Source organism: Tanticharoenia sakaeratensis NBRC 103193 (genome assembly GCF_000963885.1).
Classification (GTDB): Bacteria; Pseudomonadota; Alphaproteobacteria; order Acetobacterales; family Acetobacteraceae; genus Tanticharoenia; species Tanticharoenia sakaeratensis.
In genome coordinates, this window is the sequence record NZ_BALE01000010.1 from 87514 (window position 1) to 104782 (window position 17269).

Here is a 17269-nt window from a genome sequence, read left to right on the forward strand (position 1 = left end):
GTCTCAGGTACCACGGACATGATCAGAGCAGTCGGAACGTCTCGAACGGCGTCACAGACCGACGCCGCGCTGCATATCACGAATTTTGGGGGGCTGATGTGATGGACGCTCGGCGTCCAACAGCGCGGGCGCCTTTCGGGCGCCCGTGCGAGCCCGGTCAGCGGATAGCTGTCTGCGTGGAGACGGGCAGCGTCGCCGCTTCCACGTCCGCACCGAGATGGATCGGATTGCGGGGAATCAGGAGGCTCGGATAGACGCCGAGCACCAGCGTCACCAATGCCAGTGCCGAGATCAGCACGGCGTTGCCCGGAGCGGCGATGCGTCCTGTGCTGACCTCGTCCGTGGCCGGCATCAGCATGACCCGCACGACACGCAGGTAATAGAACAGCCCCATGACCGAGCCGACGATCAGACCGGCCAGCAGCAGGTCCCGATGGGCCGAGACGCCTGCGACGGCGACATAGACCTTCGCGAAAAACCCGACGGCGGGCGGGATGCCCGCGAGCGACGCCATCATCACCGCCATGCCGAGCGCCAGCGCCGGGCGGGTGCGGAAGAGGCCCTGCAGCGAGTTCAGATGGGTATGGTTGGGGCTGACCGCCTCCATGATGGCGAACGCGCCGATCGTCGCCGCCGCATAGGCCGCGAGATAGAACCCGGCGCTGCCGAGCCCGAAGGCGCCGGGTGCCAGAAGTGCCACCATCAGGTAGCCGATATGGGCAATGGATGAACCCGCGAGCATGCGCTTGAGATCGGTCTGGCCGATGGCGAGCAAATTGCCGCCGATCATGCTCAGAAGTGCCACGGCCGTGACCTCATCCGACACCGAACCGGGCGTCATCAGGTCGAAGCCCGCGAAATAACGCAGCATCGCGGCAAACAGGCCGATCTTCGAGACGACCGACAGAAGAGCCGCGACCGGGATCGACGTGCCTTCCAGCACGTCCGCCAGCCACGTGTGGAACGGCACGGCGGACAGTTTGAAGAACATGCCCGTCATCACGAGCACGGTCGCCATCGCGGCCAGAAGCGGCTCCACCGGATGAAGCGCATGGGGCGCTGCAAACACGAGCGATCCGGTTTCGGCGTAGGACAGCGCGAAGCCGAAGACCAGGATCGCCGACGATACGCCCGACAGCACGACGTATTTCATCGCGGCCTCGCCGGCCTCGATCCGGTGCTGGCGATAGCCGATCAGGCCGAGCAGCGAGAGGCTGAGCGTCTCGAGCCCAATGAAGAACGTGATGTCGTTCCGTCCGGCCGTCATCAGGACCGCGCCGAGCGCCGACATCAGCAGAAGCAGATAGAACTCGTCGGGCGCATGCGCCTCGCGCACGGTCGGATCACGCCATGACATCGCGAGCACGCCGATCGAGGACAGGATGATCAGCGCGGACGAGAAACGGTGCCAGTCGTCGACTGCGAACAGGGCGCTTGGCGCCGCACCCATCGGCAGGACGGCGAGGGCCACGAGCAACGTCAGAAGTGTCAGAACCGCATCGATGATTTCGGAGCGTTTGATCGTGATGGCCAGCATCAGCACCATCGTGCCGAGCGACAGCACGACGACGGAGGGCGGGAGAGCGGAAAAGGTCGGCATCATTGGCCTGACACTCCGGCGGATTGAACGGGCACGGCAAAGGCAAGTCCCGTGGCGGCGGTGGCGCGGGATGCGGTCTGCAGTGCGGGAGCGGGGGCCGAAAGATCGATGATCGGCTGCGGATAGATGCCGAGCGCCAGGAGCAGCACGGTTGCGATCCCGAGGAATGCGAGATGGCCGAACGGGCCGTCAGGCATCGCGGGCGTGCGGTCGCCGGCCTTCAGCGGGCCGTAGAACACCTTCGTCATCATCGTCAGCGAGTAGATCGAGGACAGGATCAGGCCCGTCGCCGCGAAGAACGTCATGATGTGGCTGACATGCCAGACCGCGAGCAGCACGAGAAACTCGCCGATGAAGTTCCCCATGCCGGGCAGGCCGAGAGATGCTGCGGCAAACACCATGCCCATGGCCGACAGTTTCGGCATCCGCGCCCACAGGCCGCCCATCTCACGCATGTCGCGCGTGCCAAGACGCTCTTCGAGGGCGCCCGCAATCAGGAACAGCGCGCCGGTGCTCAGACCGTGCGCCACCATCTGCACGATGGCGCCCTCCATGCCGATGGCTGAGCCCGAGAATACGCCAAGCAGCACGAAACCGAGATGGCTCACGCTGGAATAGGCGATCAGGCGCTTGAGGTCGGTCTGGGCGGCCGCAAGCCATGCGCAGTAGAGGATGCCCGCGACACCCAGCGCCATGGCGAGCGGCGCCAGGTGATGCGCGGCTCCGGGGAAGAACAGGACCACGAACCGGATCAGTCCGTAGCCGCCGGTCTTGGCGAGAATGCCGGACAGGAGGACGGATGCTGCGGTCGGCGACTGCACATAGGTTTCGGGCAGCCACAGATGCAGCGGCATGACCGGCAGCTTGACGGCAAAGGCAAGTGCAAACCCCAGCATCAGCAGCGGAGCCGCAGGTGACGTCGCGGCAGTCGTGGCCAGTGCGAAGTAGTCGAAGGTCAGCGTGCCGGTGGTGCGTGCATTGACCAGAACGAGCGCCAGGATCGCCACCAGCATCACGAGGCCACCGGCCTGCGTGAAGAGGAAGAACTTGATGGCGGCGCGGGCGCGCTCTTCATGCCCCCAGATCAGGATCAGCACGAACATCGGCACCAGCATCAGTTCCCAGAAGAACAGGAACAGGAACAGGTCGGTCGCGATGAACACGCCGTTGATCCCGGCGATCCCGGTCAGGATGAGGAACTGATAAAGACCCGGACGATCGCCCGCTTCGCGCCTCGACAGCGCAACGCAAGGGACCGCGATCACCACCGTCAGCCACAACATGATGAGGCTCAGCCCATCCATGTCGAAGCGCAGCGAAATGCCGAGGTTCGGGATCCAGGGCGCATCGAAATGCGCGCGCCAGCCACCGGTGTCCGCAGGAGATGCGGACAGCATGACCAGCAACGCTGCATCGACGACCAGCGTCGCAAGCGCGATGAGCCACGGAAGGCGGTTCGCACCGCCGGGAGACACGCGGCCCGCGGCCCAGGCGAGCAGGCCGCCGGCGATGGGGAGGAAGACGAGGGCAGGGAGAGCAAGCATCGGTTCAGATCGCCAGACAGAGGGCAATGACGGTGCCGGCTGCGATCCAGCCGGCGTAGCGGCGGACCTGTCCGCTCTGCATCCGTGCGAGCACCTGGGAGCCCCCGTGCATGACCCAGGTGATGCCGTCGGAAATGCGGTCCAGCCCGTCGCGACGATTCAGTGCGCCGAGTGTGAAATACGGGTGCACCAGCAGCCAGTTGTAGATCGCATCGAAGCCCCAGTTGGCCCGCATGACCTGCTGGACGGGATGATTGGCAGGTGCGGGCACGGCATCGCGCGGCTTCCAGATCGTCCATGCCAGCGCCACGCCGATGATCGGCACGAGCGAGCCGATCAGCAGGAGACCCGTGCCGCCGACTTCGCGCATCGGGCCGAAAACCGGCGAGAGCAGGTTGGCGAACATGTTGATGCCGCCGATCTCGGCCGGCGTCTGCATGTAGCCGCCGAAGATCGCGAGGACCGCAAGGATGCTCATCGGGATCGCCATGGCGAGTCCCGTATGACCATGCGCATGACCGCGCGCGGTGCCGAAGAAAGTCAGGAACACGCAGCGGAACGTATAGAGCGCGGTCATGAACGCACCCGACAGCGCGCCGAACCACAGGAGCGGGCTCAGGTTCCACGCGTTCGACAGGATCAGCTCTTTCGAGAAATAACCTGCCGAGATCAGCGGCAATCCGGCGAGCGCCACGGAGCCTGCGAGAAATGCGTAGAACACGCCGGGCATGTCCGCCTTCAGGCCGCCCATCCTGAACATGTCCTGTTCATGATGCATCCGCAGGATCACGGCCCCCGCGCCCATGAACAGCAGCGCCTTGAAGAACGCATGCGTCACGAGATGGAAGATGGCGCCCTGCCAGCTGCCGCACCCGAGCGCCAGATACATGTATCCGAGCTGGCTCATCGTCGAATAGGCGAGCACGCGCTTGATATCGGTCTGCGTCAGAGCACTGCCGGCTGCAAGCAGGAGCGTCACCGTGCCGACGATCGCGCAGGCGACCATGGTGAACGGGCTCGCCAGGAACAGATCGTGCAGGCGGGCGATCATGTAGACGCCGGCCGTCACCATCGTTGCCGCGTGGATCAGCGCCGAGACCGGCGTCGGTCCGGCCATCGCGTCCGGCAGCCAGGTCTGGAACGGCACCTGCGCGGACTTGGCCATGGCACCGCCCAGCAGCAGCAGGCAGCCGAGCGTCGTCTGTGGTCCGGCGTGGATGGTGTGCAGGACCGTCGGGATATCGAGCGTGCCGACGTCCGTTGCGATCAGGGTCAAACCAACGAATAGAAGCGCATCACCGATACGCGTGACCACGAATGCCTTGCGGGCGGCGAGCGCGTTGTTCAGCTCGCCATACCAGAACCCGACCAGCAGGTAGGAACACAGGCCAACGCCTTCCCAGCCCACATAGAGCGCCAGCAGGTCGGAGGCGAGGACCAGCAGCAGCATCGAAGCCACGAACAGCGTCATGTAGGCGAAGAAGCGGCAGATATCCGCATCGTCGTCCATGTAGGCCGCGGCATAGACCAGGATCAGAAATCCGATGCAACTGACGACGAGCATCATGACGAGCGAAAGCTGGTCGAGGCTCAGGGCGATCTGGGCCGCGAAGCCCGGCAGGGTCAGCCAGTGCCACAGCACGACATGAAAGCTGCCGGACACCGGCGGATCGCTCAGAAACGATGATGCCAGAAACAGCGCGCACAGGGCGGACAGTCCGACACTGCCCGGGCCGATGAGTTGTGTTGCCCGCCTCGGCATCTCGCCGGCCGAGAGCAGGAGGATGATCGAGCCCGCCAGCGGGAAGGCAATGACCATCGGCAGTAGCATGCCACCCAAGACTCTATCCTCCGAGACGGTTGCCGCTGTCGGCGTCGAGGGTCGGACGGCCGGCGGCATGCATGCGCAAGATGATGGCGAGGCCGACGGCGGCCTCTGCGGCGGCGAACGTGATGATCATGATGAACATCACCTGGCCGGACGGATCGTGAAACCGCGCGCCTGCGGAGACGAAGGCGAGGGCGGCCGCGTTCAGCATGATCTCGACCGAGACCAGCATGAACAGGAGGTTGCGGCGAACCAGAACGCCCGTCAGCCCGAGGGCGAAGAGTATGACGGCGACATAGAGGCCGGCTGAGGGATCGGCGGCTGACATGGCTCTAGCGTTTCTCCCCGAGTGCGCGCCCGATGTGAAAGGCGCTGACCAGGCCGGCAAGCAGCAGGAACGAGGCAAGCTCGACGGTCAGCATGTAAGGCCCGAATAGGCTCATCCCGACGGCGGTGGGTCCGACTTCCGTGATGTTCGGGCCGGTGGCGGCATCACCGTGGCCGAGCGCGAAGATCAGGGTCGTGAGCAGAAGGGCCGCCAGCACGCTCGGTCCGAACCAGTTGCTGGGCGTGATCCAGCTACGCTCGCGTGTTTCGTCCGGCTGACCGAGGTTGATCATCATGACGACGAACACGAACAGGACCATGATCGCGCCCGCATAGACGATGACATCCAGCATGGCCGCGAACGGCGCGCCGAGGCTGTCGAACAGGCAGGCCAGCGCAAGGAGGGCGACCACCATGTACAGCAGGGCATGGACGGGCCTTGCACGCGTGATCACCATGGCGGTGGCGGCGATGGCGATCAGGCCATAAAGGCCTACGGAAAAGTCAACGCTCATGGCAGCAGCGCATGGATATCGATCGGAGCCGCTTCGCGTTCGGCTTCGCCCTTGTCCTTGCCGGGAATCGCGAGCCCGGACACGTTATAGAAGCTGTAGTCGGGGTATTTCCCGGTTCCGCTGATCAGCAGGTCCTGTTTTTCGTAGACTAGGTTCTGCCGGACATATTCACTCATCTCGAAATCCGGCGTGAGCTGAATCGCGTATGTCGGACAGGCCTCTTCGCAGAACCCGCAGAAGATGCAGCGGGAGAAATTGATCTGGAAGAACTCCGGGTACCACCGGCCGTCCTTCTCGCCCTTCTGCAGGCTGATGCAGTCGACGGGGCAGGCGGCGGCGCACAGATTGCACGCAACGCAGCGTTCCTCACCGTTCGGATCGCGCGAGAGAATGATCCGTCCGCGATAACGCGGGGAGAGATACGGCTTGGTCTCGGGATAGGGAACGGTATCGTTCTTGTGGAACAGATGCAGGAACGTGAGCCACAATGTGCGGATGATGCCGATCATGGCACGGTTTTTCCTTTCACGCGCCGGCCTGCCACAGCAGGATCGCGCCGGTCAGGACAATATTGATCAGGGATACGGGCAGCAGGATCTTCCAGCCGAACGACATCAGCTGGTCGTATCGCGGGCGGGGAAGGGCTGCGCGCAACAGGATGAAGAAGCAGATCAGGAACACGACCTTGATCGCGAACCAGAGGAACGGCGGCAGGATCGGGCCGCCCCATCCGCCGAGATACAGCGTGGTGATCAGGGCCGAGATCATGGCGACGCCGGCATACTCCGCGAGGAAGAACATGCCGAATTTCATCCCCGAATATTCGGTGTGAAATCCCGCGCCCAGCTCGTTCTCGCCTTCCGGAAGATCGAAAGGCAGGCGGTGCGTTTCGGCAATCCCCGCGATCAGGAAGACGATGCAGCCCAGGAACTGCGGGATCACGAACCAGCATCTGGACTGGGCGAGGACGATGTCATGCAGGCTGAAGGAGCCTGCCGTCATCACGACGCCCAGAAGCGACAAGCCCATGAAAACTTCATAAGAAATCATCTGGGCCGCCGCGCGCATGCCGCCGAGAAGCGCGAACTTGTTGTTCGACGACCAGCCCGCCAGCACCACGGAATAGACCGCAAGCCCCATCATCGCGAACACGAACAGCAGGCCGACATTCAGGTCGCCCGCGATGCTCCAGTGCGGCGTGATCGGAATGACACCGAACTCGAGCAGGACGGCCATGAAGCCGACGATGGGCGCCAGCAGGAAGACCGGCTTGTCCGCAAATGGTGGCACCCAGTCCTGCTTGAACAGCATTTTGACAGCGTCGGCCACGACCTGGAACATGCCGAACGGCCCGACACGGTTCGGCCCCGGCCGATCCTGGAAAAAGCCCAGAAGCCGGCGTTCGACCATCGTCGAGACGGCGGCAACGCCCATCACGGCCGCGAACGTCACGACGATGATGATTGGCATCGGCACGATCATGCCAGTGCCTCCGCGGTTTCGAGCGACACCCAGACGGGAGCCGCAAACGCGCGCAGCGTCATGTGTGCAGGATAGAACGCAAGACCCGGCGGCAGGCTGTCGTCCCGCAGGACGGGCAGACGATGGCGGATGCCGTCCAGCGTCAGCGTCACTTCCGAAGGTCCGTCGCCCGCCATGCGGACGACAGCCGGCTCGGCCCGCTCGGCGATGGCAGGCGCCAGGGCGCTGAGTTCCTCACTTCCGAAAATACGGCTTTCGGGCAGCAGAAGGATCGATCCGTCGCGCGGAGCAAACGTTTCCGGCAGGTCCGTCGAATAGTGCGCGGACGACCAGACCGCCTCAGCGGCATCCACAAGCCGGACGCCCGGATAGCCGCCGCGCATCGGGCCGCCGATTTCCTGCTGGAACCGGTTGAGCGACTGCTCGGAGTTCCAGCCGGGTGCGTGGTAGTAGGGCACGAGCGCGCCGGGCATCGACGTGCTGTAGGTGCCTTCCATGGTCGGGCTGAGCGGGGAATCCGGCATCGGCGGGACGGGCTGATCGCGCACCGAGATATGCGAGCGGATCGCCGTCCGTCCGCTGACCCGAGCGGTCTGGCTGCGGATGTGACCACTTTCCAGCATGTATTGTTCGCTCGGCGCGGCTTCTCCGATACGGGCGAACACCGTAAGCTCGCGGGCGATCGCCGCCACGACGTCATCCAGTGTCTGCCACGCCATGCGGTCGTCCTGACCGATGCTTTCGGCAAAATCGCGCAGCCAGCGCCACGACACTTCCACCGGGCCTTCGGGGAAGGCCACCGGCAGGAACCGCTGTGCGCGCCCTTCCATGTTGACCATCGTGCCGCCCGAATGAGTGATGGGGGCCGCAGGCAGCACAAGCTCCGCCCGTTCGATCAGCGGGCTCTCGCTGTGATCGATCAGGACGAAATGCCTGACCTGTCCAAGAAGGGCCTCGACCCGTTCCGGCGCGAGCTGCCGCGTCAGGTCGGCCTCGGCCACGATAAGCGTTCCAACCTTGCCATCTCGCGCCATGTCACACACGGCGTCGAGCGACAGGCCGCCCATGAGTGCGACGCCCATGCTGTTGGCATCCGGCAGCACAAGCGACAGGGCGGCGGGCTTGCCGCGCACCATCAGCGCCGCTGCGATGCTGGCCGCGGCCTGCATGAGGGCGGCGGATCCGAGCTGCGTGCCGGACACGACCAACGGCTTGTCAGCCGCCAGAAGCGCTTCGGCGATCCGGCCTGCAACTGTGCTTTCCGCTTCCGTCAGGCCCGGCACCGCCGGTGCGGCCTCGTCGATCAGATGGGCGACCGCAAAGCCGAGCCGCGCGAGATCGTCCGGCGCTGCGTGCTGCGTCAGGACAGCGCAATCATCGAGGCCTGTTGCGGCAGGTGTTGCGATCATCAGCGGAGAGATGAAATCCTGCCCCATCATCCGGACCGAGGCATCCATCCAGCGCGGAATACGGTTGCGATCCGCGTTCAGGAACGATGCATGACGCGTCGCCTGCCGCATGGACAGGCCCAGGCGCGGCGCCGTCGAAAGCGCATCCTCGCCCAGCATGAACACGGCATCGCACTGTTCGACGTCATGGAGCGAAGGTGTATGCGCAGGTGTCGTGCGCAGGATGTCCGCCGCAAGAAGCGTCAGGCCATGAGCAGGCTCGGCAAGCCCGGTCGAGAACTGCGCCGCGCCAACCAGCGAGCGCAGGGCGTAATTGGTTTCGAGCGACGCGCGGGCCGAGCCGATACCGATCACCGGGCCGTCTTCGGCGAACGTCGCAAAGTGCGAAATTGCCGCCTGTGACGGCACCTGATGATGCACGCCGTCGATCAGCTGGCCGACCACGCGGATGCGCGTATCCGCGTTGGCGTAACCGTGCCCATAGCGACCGCGATCGCACAGGAAGTAGCGATTGACCTCGTCGTTGTAGCGATTGATCGTCCGGCGCACCGTGCCCGCGCGCTCGTTGACGATCGTGTTGCAACCGACCGAGCAGTGCGCGCACACGGACGGTGCGCCGCGCATATCCCACTTGCGGCTGTAGGTTTTCGAGAACTGCTTGTCGGTGAAGACGCCCGTCGGGCAGACCTCGATAAGGTTGCCGGCAAAGGGGCTTTCGAGCGTGCCGCTCTCGGCGCGGCCGAAATACATGTTGTTGTGTGAGGCGAACGCCGCGAGATCCTGACCGCCGGCATAGTCACGGTAGAAACGCACACAGCGATAGCAGGAAATACACCGGTTCATCTCGTGCTTGACGAACGGCCCCAGATCCTGATTGCGATGCGTGCGCTTTTCAAAACGATAGCGGCGCGCACGATGGCCGGTCATGACCGTCATGTCCTGAAGGTGGCATTCGCCGCCTTCCTCGCAGACCGGACAGTCATGCGGGTGGTTCGTCATCAGCCACTCGACAACCTCGCCACGAAATTCCTTCGCTTCCGGGTCCGAGACGGAAATGATGGCGCCCTCGGTCGCGGGCGTCATGCAGGCCATGACGATACGGCCGCGCTTGTCGTCGGGGCCGTTGAACTGCTTGACCGCACACTGTCGGCAAGCGCCGACCGAGCCGAGTTCGGGGTGCCAGCAGAAATAGGGGAGGTCGACGCCTGCTTCCAACACGGCCTGAAGCAGGTTTTCGCCATCACGTGTCTCGTGCGGCTCGCCGTCGATATGGATCGTTGCCATGGGCGGCTCCTTCAGGCTGCGTCTTGATAGGTGCAGCGACGTTCGCGGATGTGCGCCTCGAAATCCTCGCGGAACAATGCCAGTCCGCTGGCGAGGGGAGCGATCGCGCCTGGTGCATGAGCGCAGAACGTGCGGCCCATGGGGCCGAGCAGCCGGACATGGTCGGCGAGGCGATCCATGTCTTCCTGCTCTCCTTCGCCTTCATCGATGGCATTCAGGAGACGTTCGACCCACGGCAGCCCGTCGCGACACGGCGTGCACCAGCCGCAGGATTCCTGCGCAAAGAAATGTTCGAGATTGCGGATCATGCCGACGGGGCAGGTCCGGTCGTCCAGCAGGATCGCAAGGCCGGTGCCAAGACGCGATCCGGCTTTTTCGACGGTCCCGTAATCCATCACGATATTCTCGTGCTCGGCACCCAGGAACGCAGTCGATGCGCCGCCCGGCAGGAATGCACGCAGCTTGTATCCATCCTGCATGCCGCCTGCGCGGTCCATGATCTCGCCCAGCGTGACGCCGAGCGGCAATTCCCATGTGCCGGGACGCTTCGCACGGCCGCTGACACCATAGAGCTTGGTGCCCCCGTCGGCGCAGGCCGAAAGGCCGAGATACCAGTCCGCACCATTGGCGATGATGTGGGGAATATTGCAGAAAGTCTCTATATTGTTCACGACGGTCGGCGCGCCCCACAGCCCGCCGACCTGCGGGAATGGCGGCTTGCTTCGCGGGTTGGCGCGGCGGCCTTCCAGCGCGGTCAGCAGCGCTGTCTCTTCACCGCAGATGTAGCGCCCGGCACTCGGGTGAACGTGGATGTCGAAATTGAAGCCGGAGCCGAGAATGTTCTCCCCCAGCCAGCCGCGTTCGCGTGCTTCCAGAACGGCGTTTTCAAGACATTCAAGGCCGCGATGATATTCGCCGCGCAGGAAGATCACGCCAAATGACGCCTGAATGGCGAAAGCGGAGATGATCATCCCCTCGACAAGCTGAAGCGGATTGCCTTCGACCAGAAGGCGGTCCTTGAACGTGCCCGGCTCCATCTCATCGCCGTTGGCAACAAGATATTTCCGGCGCTGGCTCGCGGGATCCTTGGGGACGAAGCTCCATTTCGGGCCGGTGCCGAAACCCGCGCCACCACGTCCGCGCAGCTTGGATTTGGTGACTTCCTCGATCACGTCGCCCGGGCTCATGCCCGACAGCGCCCGGCGTACGCCACGAAATCCGCCCATGCGCTCATAAGCGGCGCAGTCCGGCGGCCCGGCCGCGCGGTCGATCATTGCGGTCAGGGGGCGGCGTTCTGCCTCGTCCATCACGACTCTCCCCTCACGGAGCCATTCTTCATCTGGTCGATCACCCGATCGACTGTTTCGGTATCGACATTGCCGTAAAGCTCTTCGTTCACAAGCATCGCAGGTGCGTGATCGCAATGACCGAGACAGACGATCGGCAGGAACGTCACCTTGCCGTCCGGCGTCGTCTGGCCACGCTTGATTCCGAGTTTCTCGCAGAAACGGGCGCGAACCTTTTCCTCGCCCATCAGCCAGCACGATACGCTGTCGCACAACATGACGACGTTTTCGCCGACCGGCTTGCGAAACAGGAGGTTGAAGAAGGTCGCGATCCCGTCGAGGTCGGCCATGGACATCGAGCACAGCTTCGCGATCTCGCGCATATGCGCATCGCACAGCCAGCCGAAGCGCTTCTGCGTCAGGCGCATCGCCTCGATGGCAGCGCCGCGCGCATGATGCTCATGGGCGACCATGTCGGCGATCTTGTCCCGCAGGTCCTGCGGAAATTCGGGCGGCGTTCCGGCGGGGACGCCGGACGCAGGTGTTTCAACGATCGACATCGGCCATCACGAAATCAATGCTGCCGATGATCGCGATCAGATCGGCAATCAGGACGCCGCGGCTGAGCAGCGGCAGCATCTGCAGGTGAGCGAAAGATGGAGTTCTGATCCGCGTTCGATACGACATCGTGCCGCCGTCACTGACGAGGTGGTAGGAATTGATGCCCTTGGTCGCCTCGATCATGCAGCGTGCCTCGCCCGCCGGTACGACAGGTCCCCAAGTGACGCTGACGAAGTGATGGATGAGGGTCTCGATGTCATGCATCGTGCGCGCCTTGGGCGGCGGCATCGACAGGGGATGCTCCGCCTTGAACGGGCCGCTCGGCATGTTGTCGACGCATTGGCGAATGATCCGCAGGCTCTGGCGGATCTCCTCGATATGCACGGCCACGCGGTCGTAGCAGTCGCCATTGACGGCGGTCGGAATATCGAACTCGAGCTGGTCGTAACAGGCATAGGGCTGGACGCGCCGCATGTCCCACTCGAGCCCGGTCGCGCGAAGGCCTGGACCCGTGATGCCCCAGTCGATCGCCTCTTCCGTTGTGTAGGCGCCGATACCCTTGGTGCGCGCCTTGAACAGCGGATTCTGCATCACGAGCTTGTCGTATTCCGCAAGCCGGGGCGGCATATAGTCCAGGAACGCGCGGATTTTCTCGTCCCAGCCGTTCGGAAGGTCGAGTGCGACGCCGCCTATACGGAAGAAGGCAGGATGCATCCGGAAGCCGCAGATGGCTTCGATGATTTCGAAAACCTTCTCGCGGTCTGTGAAGATGTAGAAAACCGGAGACAGCTGACCCAGATCCTGGACCATCGTCCCGTAGAACACGAGATGGCTCGCGATCCGGAAGAACTCGGCCAGCATGACGCGGATCATCTGGGCGCGATCCGGCACCGTGATCCCGGCGAGCTTCTCCACCGCCATGACGTAGGGGAAGTTGTTCATCACCCCACCGACATAATCGACGCGGTCGGTATAGGGGATGAACGTGTGCCAGGACTGGCGCTCGGCCATTTTTTCGGCGCCGCGATGATGGAACCCGATATCGGGCACCGCATCGACGATTTCCTCACCTTCGAGCTGCAGGACGACGCGGAACACGCCATGCACGCTGGGATGGTTCGGGCCGACATTGAGGAACATGAAGTCGCTGTTGTCGGAATGCTTCCGCATCCCCCAGGCCGAGGGGTCGAACCGCAGTGCTTCCTGTTCGTGAAAGACCTGATCCTCGCTTAATGTATACGGAGGACGCTCGGTCGCACGTGCATAATGGTCCTTGCGCAGCGGATGACCGACCCAGGTCGGCGGCGTCAGGATCCGTGTGAGATGCGGGTGCCCGTCGAACACGACACCGAACAGGTCCCAGACCTCGCGTTCGAACCAGTTGGCACTCGGCCAGATGTCGGAGGCGGTCGGAACGTGCGGATCGAGCCCGAGCAGCGGTACCTTCAGCCGGATCTCGTCATGCGGACCAGCGAATGCCACGAGGTGGTAGGACACGGTGAACGTGCTGTCGGGCAGGCCATCGCGATGTTCGCGCTGGCGCTCGTCGAGGGCCGTGATGTCGTACAGCATGCGCAGGCGCGCCGCCGGCTGTTTCAGCGTGAAGAGCACGGTCCGGATGTCCGAGGCGGACACCCAAAAATTTACCAGACCGTCCTTGGCGATTTCCTCATGAAGAATGACGTGCGCCATGCCGCGCATCGTCTCCGCCATCAGGGCGTCGCGGACGACCGCATCGCCGCGTGAAGTTTCGATCGTCTCGCTCATGACCTTTGTCTCACACGCTGTCCGGTGTGCGCAGGGTTGTCGCCGCCCGGCGCTCCTCGCGCTTCAGGTCGCGCATGCTCGGCGGCGTCACGCGTTCCACACCCTGCGGGCCGACCATCCAGCTGAGCGGGCGGCGCTGCTGGCCGATCGAGTTCTGCAGCAGCATCAGCCCCTCGAGCAGGGCGTCGGGGCGGGGGGGGCAGCCGGGCACATAGACATCCACGGGCAGGAAGCTGTCGACACCCTGGACGACGCTGTAGATGTCGTACATGCCACCCGAATTGGCGCAGGACCCCATGGAGATCACCCAGCGGGGCTCCAGCATCTGGTCGTAGAGATATTTGACGATCGGGGCCATTTTCCGAAAGACGGTGCCCGCGATCACGATGAGGTCGGCTTCGCGCGGGGTCGCGCGCAGCACTTCAGATCCGAAACGGGCGATGTCGTAGCGGCTGGTGAATGCGGTTGCCATCTCGACGTAACAACAGGACAGGCCGAAATTGAACGGCCAGACCGAATTCTTCTGCCCCCAGGAAATGAAGTCCTGCAGACGACCGACGACGAGATTGCTGCGAAGCTCGTCCATGCTGGTCGCCTCGTCGGGACGCGAGGGCAGGGTGGCCGTGGCCTTGCTGAGCGACCATGTCATGGCGCGCGGGCTCCTTCGGAAAATGCCTGACCGGGCAAGACGTGTCCTGGAAGAGGGCGTGACGGATCCCGCGCTCCGGCGGGCCGGCGACGCAGACCCCATTCAAGGGCACCGCTGCGCCAGAGATAGGCCAGTGCCACGCCGAGGAAGGCGATGAACACGAGCACCGTGGCATAGGCCGCCCAGCCGGCGCGCACGGCGACCGTGGACCAGGAAAAAAGGAAGACGCCCTCGACATCGAAGATCACGAAGAACATCGCGATCAGGTAATACTGGACGGGAAGGCGAATCCTTGAAGATCCGGACGGCAGAATTCCCGATTCGTAGGGAATGCTCATCGAACGTCCGCGGGCCGCGCCAACGCGCCTGGGACCAAGGACGGACGACAGCGCCACGACAATGCAGAGCAGGGCCGTCACAAAAACAATGTAAATCGCCAGTGAATGACTATTGAAGAATTGTGTCACAACTGATCCTGACACGTCTGCGAGCCAGCAATAACGACGAAGCAATGGCGCCGCGTCTTGAACGGCTCCAGTCCCCGCCAGGTGGGATCGGAACATCACTGATCTTAGATTAGAGTTTCGCGCCGCGCATCCGCCATATCGAGGGTACACACAGAGGTGAAGACCAAGCGGGTTCAGTTAAACCGGGATGGTTACTTGTTGAGAACCATTCTCAAACACGGATGGCGCGTTTGTGTGAGCGATGTATAATGCGAGGACAGTCTCGCAAATGGTCTGCTCGATGAATTTTCCGCCTGTCTCAAAATCCGCTCTGCGGTGGGTCTGCCTGGTCGCATCATCGATCGCGGCAGTCGTGCTGCTCGAAACATGCCGTCTCCCGGCGGCGCTTTTGCTCGGCCCGATGTTCGCGGCCGTCATTTTTGCGGTGAGGGGGCAGGACGTCCGCATTCCGAACGCCGCGTTCATTGTCGCGCAGGGTCTGATCGGCTGCATGATCGCGCGCACCCTGCGTCTGTCGATCGTCACCGAGATCGCCCATGCATGGCCGATGTTTCTGATGGGCATCCTTTCGGTCGTCGCCATCAGCACGCTTCTGGGCTGGGTCATGACCCGCCTGCAGGTGCTTCCGGGCACGACCGCGCTATGGGGTTCGTCTCCGGGGGCTGCCGGCGTCATGGTGATCATGGCGGAGGCATTCGGTGCCGACATGCGGCTCGTCGCATTCATGCAATATCTGCGCGTCGTGGCCGTGGCGATCGTCGCGTCCGTCGTGCCCCTTTTCTGGGTGCATGGCGCATCCCATGCATCGGCACACGCCCTGTGGTTTCCGCCCGTGCAACTGTCCCATCTCGCCCAGACGGGGGCGCTGGTGGCGCTGGGCTATGGCGCGGCGCGGCGCAAGCTGATCCCGGCGGGCGGCCTTCTGGTGCCGATGGGATGCGGTGCGATCGCGCAGGATGTCGGCTGGATCGCAATCGATCTGCCGGCCTGGCTCCTGGCCATGGCCTATGCAACTGCGGGCTGGAGCATCGGCGGGCGTTTCTCGCCTGACATCCTGCACCATGCCCTGCGCGCGCTCCCGAAAATCCTGCTGTCGATCGGCGTTCTGATCGGTCTTTGCGGTGGCATGGCCGCCGTCCTCGTGACCTGGGGCGGGATCGACCCGCTGACTGCCTATCTCGCGACAAGTCCCGGCGGTGCCGACACGGTCGCGATCATCGCGGCTTCGGCCCATGCCGACATGCCATTCATCGTCGCGATGCAGGTCGGGCGATTTCTGGTGGTCATGCTCACGGCGCCCTTGATCGCGCGGCGACTTGCCAGACAGCATCTGGCGCGTGTCAAAACATGACAATCAGTGACAGCAGAACTTTGAAAGATTGCCGACGTTAGGGGATCGTAACTGCTTTCAGGTGAGCATCCCCATGGGAACCATTCTTCTTATTGTTCTGATTCTGCTCCTGATCGGCGCGTTGCCGACCTGGCCCTACAGCACCAACTGGGGTTATTTCCCTTCGGGCGGCCTGGGCCTCATCGTCGTGATCATCGTGATCCTGGTTCTGATGGGGCAGATATAATTCTGTCCGATGCACCGCCCGGTCTCGTGCCGGGCGGCTTTTTCATGTCTGGCGGCTCAGGTTCGAGCGTGGGCGATTTCCGCTTCCATATCGTCGCGTGACAGCGCGCCCGGCGCGATTCCAGCCGTGCCGAAGACGAAGGTCGGTGTACCGTCGAGGCCGATCCCCTGCGCCTGTGCCATGTTGGTCTCGATCGTCTTCACAACGTCAGGCGACTTCATATCCGCGTCGAGCCGCGCGGTATCCAGCCCTTGCGCACGTGCCAGTTCGTGCACCCGCTCGATCGTGGGATGCTGCGTATCCGTCATTAGGGCCGCGCGCAGGTGCTCTGCGCCTCCCTGCCTGGCGGCGGCCATGATGGCCTGTGTTTCCAGCACGCTGTCCTGTCCGAGGATCGGGATGAGTTTCTGGACAAAGCGCACATCGTGATCGCGGGCCAGCAGATCGTTCACGATCGGCTCCATCCGACGGCAATACGGACACCGCGGGTCCAGATACTCGACGACCGTCACCCGTCCTGCGGGATTGCCCCTGATATATTGTGCATCGGCACTCTGGACCGCGAGCTGGTTGGCGCGGACATAAGCCAGCGCCTTGGTCTGGGCATTGCCCTCCTGCTGGGCGCGCAGGGACGTAATGGCGTCCGCAAGGATCGATGGATCGCTTTTCAGCGCGTCCCGCACGATCGACACGATCTGGGCGCGCTGGGCGGCCGTGAACTCCGATCCGTCGGCATGGGCCGGCCGGTCGAGCGTGAGGCTAGCCGCCAGGGCGACGCCGAGACCCAGCGCGCAGGCGCCCGGAATCCAGCGGGTAAGGGTGAAACGTGACACGAAACAGGTCTCCTGCGATCTTTTCGGATCGATGACGCCCGAGGCATCCGACCAGGGCCTTCTAGCCCAAAGGCCGGGAGGCTGGGAAATCTTCGGTAGCGCTTTGCCGTGTTGCCGCAGGACCGTAACGACGCTAAGTG

General features: G+C 63.6%; 16 protein-coding genes. 2 read left to right on the plus strand and 14 right to left on the minus strand.

What is annotated here, in order from left to right:
* Positions 1-157: 157 nt before the first annotated feature.
* The 13 genes from B8446_RS04260 to B8446_RS04320 all read right to left on the minus strand — a co-directional run bounded on the left by B8446_RS04260 (position 158) and on the right by B8446_RS04320 (position 14815).
* Positions 158-1603 (minus strand): NADH-quinone oxidoreductase subunit N, encoded by a 1446-nt coding sequence (locus B8446_RS04260; protein ID WP_048847573.1) that lies wholly within the window; start codon positions 1601-1603, stop codon positions 158-160.
* Complete coding sequence (locus B8446_RS04265; protein WP_048847575.1) at positions 1600-3144, minus strand: complex I subunit 4 family protein; 1545 nt, start codon at positions 3142-3144, stop codon at positions 1600-1602. The genes B8446_RS04260 and B8446_RS04265 overlap by 4 nt, the downstream gene beginning before the upstream one ends.
* Before the next feature lie 4 nt (positions 3145-3148).
* A complete protein-coding gene (gene nuoL, locus B8446_RS04270; protein WP_048847577.1) occupies positions 3149-4975 on the minus strand; it encodes an NADH-quinone oxidoreductase subunit L in 1827 nt (608 codons plus the stop codon).
* Positions 4976-4988: 13 nt separating this feature from the next.
* Positions 4989-5300: an NADH-quinone oxidoreductase subunit NuoK gene (nuoK, locus tag B8446_RS04275; protein WP_048847579.1), complete on the minus strand. Its 312-nt coding sequence runs from the start codon at positions 5298-5300 to the stop codon at positions 4989-4991.
* A 4-nt stretch (positions 5301-5304) separates the two neighbouring features.
* Positions 5305-5814 carry an NADH-quinone oxidoreductase subunit J gene (gene nuoJ / locus B8446_RS04280; protein WP_048847582.1) on the minus strand — a complete coding sequence of 170 codons (510 nt, stop codon included), beginning with the start codon at positions 5812-5814 and terminating at the stop codon, positions 5305-5307.
* Positions 5811-6323 (minus strand): NADH-quinone oxidoreductase subunit NuoI, encoded by a 513-nt coding sequence (nuoI, locus tag B8446_RS04285; RefSeq protein ID WP_048847584.1) that lies wholly within the window; start codon positions 6321-6323, stop codon positions 5811-5813. Before nuoI ends, nuoJ begins: the two co-directional genes overlap by 4 nt.
* Positions 6324-6339: 16 nt before the next feature.
* Positions 6340-7296, minus strand: coding sequence for an NADH-quinone oxidoreductase subunit NuoH (nuoH, locus tag B8446_RS04290; RefSeq protein ID WP_048847586.1), 957 nt, complete (start codon positions 7294-7296; stop codon positions 6340-6342).
* Positions 7293-9989: an NADH-quinone oxidoreductase subunit NuoG gene (gene nuoG / locus B8446_RS04295; protein ID WP_048847588.1), complete on the minus strand. Its 2697-nt coding sequence runs from the start codon at positions 9987-9989 to the stop codon at positions 7293-7295. Before nuoG ends, nuoH begins: the two co-directional genes overlap by 4 nt.
* An 11-nt stretch (positions 9990-10000) precedes the next feature.
* Complete coding sequence (locus tag B8446_RS04300; protein ID WP_048847590.1) at positions 10001-11296, minus strand: complex I 51 kDa subunit family protein; 1296 nt, start codon at positions 11294-11296, stop codon at positions 10001-10003.
* A complete protein-coding gene (gene nuoE / locus B8446_RS04305; RefSeq protein ID WP_084712065.1) occupies positions 11296-11835 on the minus strand; it encodes an NADH-quinone oxidoreductase subunit NuoE in 540 nt (179 codons plus the stop codon). Before nuoE ends, B8446_RS04300 begins: the two co-directional genes overlap by 1 nt.
* Positions 11822-13528: an NADH-quinone oxidoreductase subunit C/D gene (gene nuoC / locus B8446_RS04310; RefSeq protein ID WP_373277127.1), complete on the minus strand. Its 1707-nt coding sequence runs from the start codon at positions 13526-13528 to the stop codon at positions 11822-11824. Before nuoC ends, nuoE begins: the two co-directional genes overlap by 14 nt.
* A gap of 85 nt (positions 13529-13613) precedes the next feature.
* Entirely contained in the window at positions 13614-14252 is a 639-nt protein-coding gene (locus B8446_RS04315) for an NADH-quinone oxidoreductase subunit B (protein WP_053053700.1), read from the minus strand.
* Positions 14249-14815: an NADH-quinone oxidoreductase subunit A gene (locus B8446_RS04320; RefSeq protein ID WP_084712067.1), complete on the minus strand. Its 567-nt coding sequence runs from the start codon at positions 14813-14815 to the stop codon at positions 14249-14251. The genes B8446_RS04315 and B8446_RS04320 overlap by 4 nt, the downstream gene beginning before the upstream one ends.
* A gap of 184 nt (positions 14816-14999) precedes the next feature.
* Between B8446_RS04320 and B8446_RS04325 the strand changes: the two genes are divergently transcribed.
* Positions 15000-16070, plus strand: coding sequence for an AbrB family transcriptional regulator (locus B8446_RS04325; RefSeq protein WP_048848019.1), 1071 nt, complete (start codon positions 15000-15002; stop codon positions 16068-16070).
* A gap of 73 nt (positions 16071-16143) precedes the next feature.
* Positions 16144-16296, plus strand: coding sequence for a DUF3309 family protein (locus tag B8446_RS04330; protein WP_084712068.1), 153 nt, complete (start codon positions 16144-16146; stop codon positions 16294-16296).
* 56 nt (positions 16297-16352) lie between these two features.
* Here the strand turns inward: B8446_RS04330 and B8446_RS04335 are convergent, their stop codons facing one another.
* Positions 16353-17129, minus strand: a complete 777-nt coding sequence (locus B8446_RS04335) for a DsbA family protein (RefSeq protein ID WP_048847596.1) — start codon at positions 17127-17129, stop codon at positions 16353-16355.
* Positions 17130-17269: the final 140 nt, after the last annotated feature.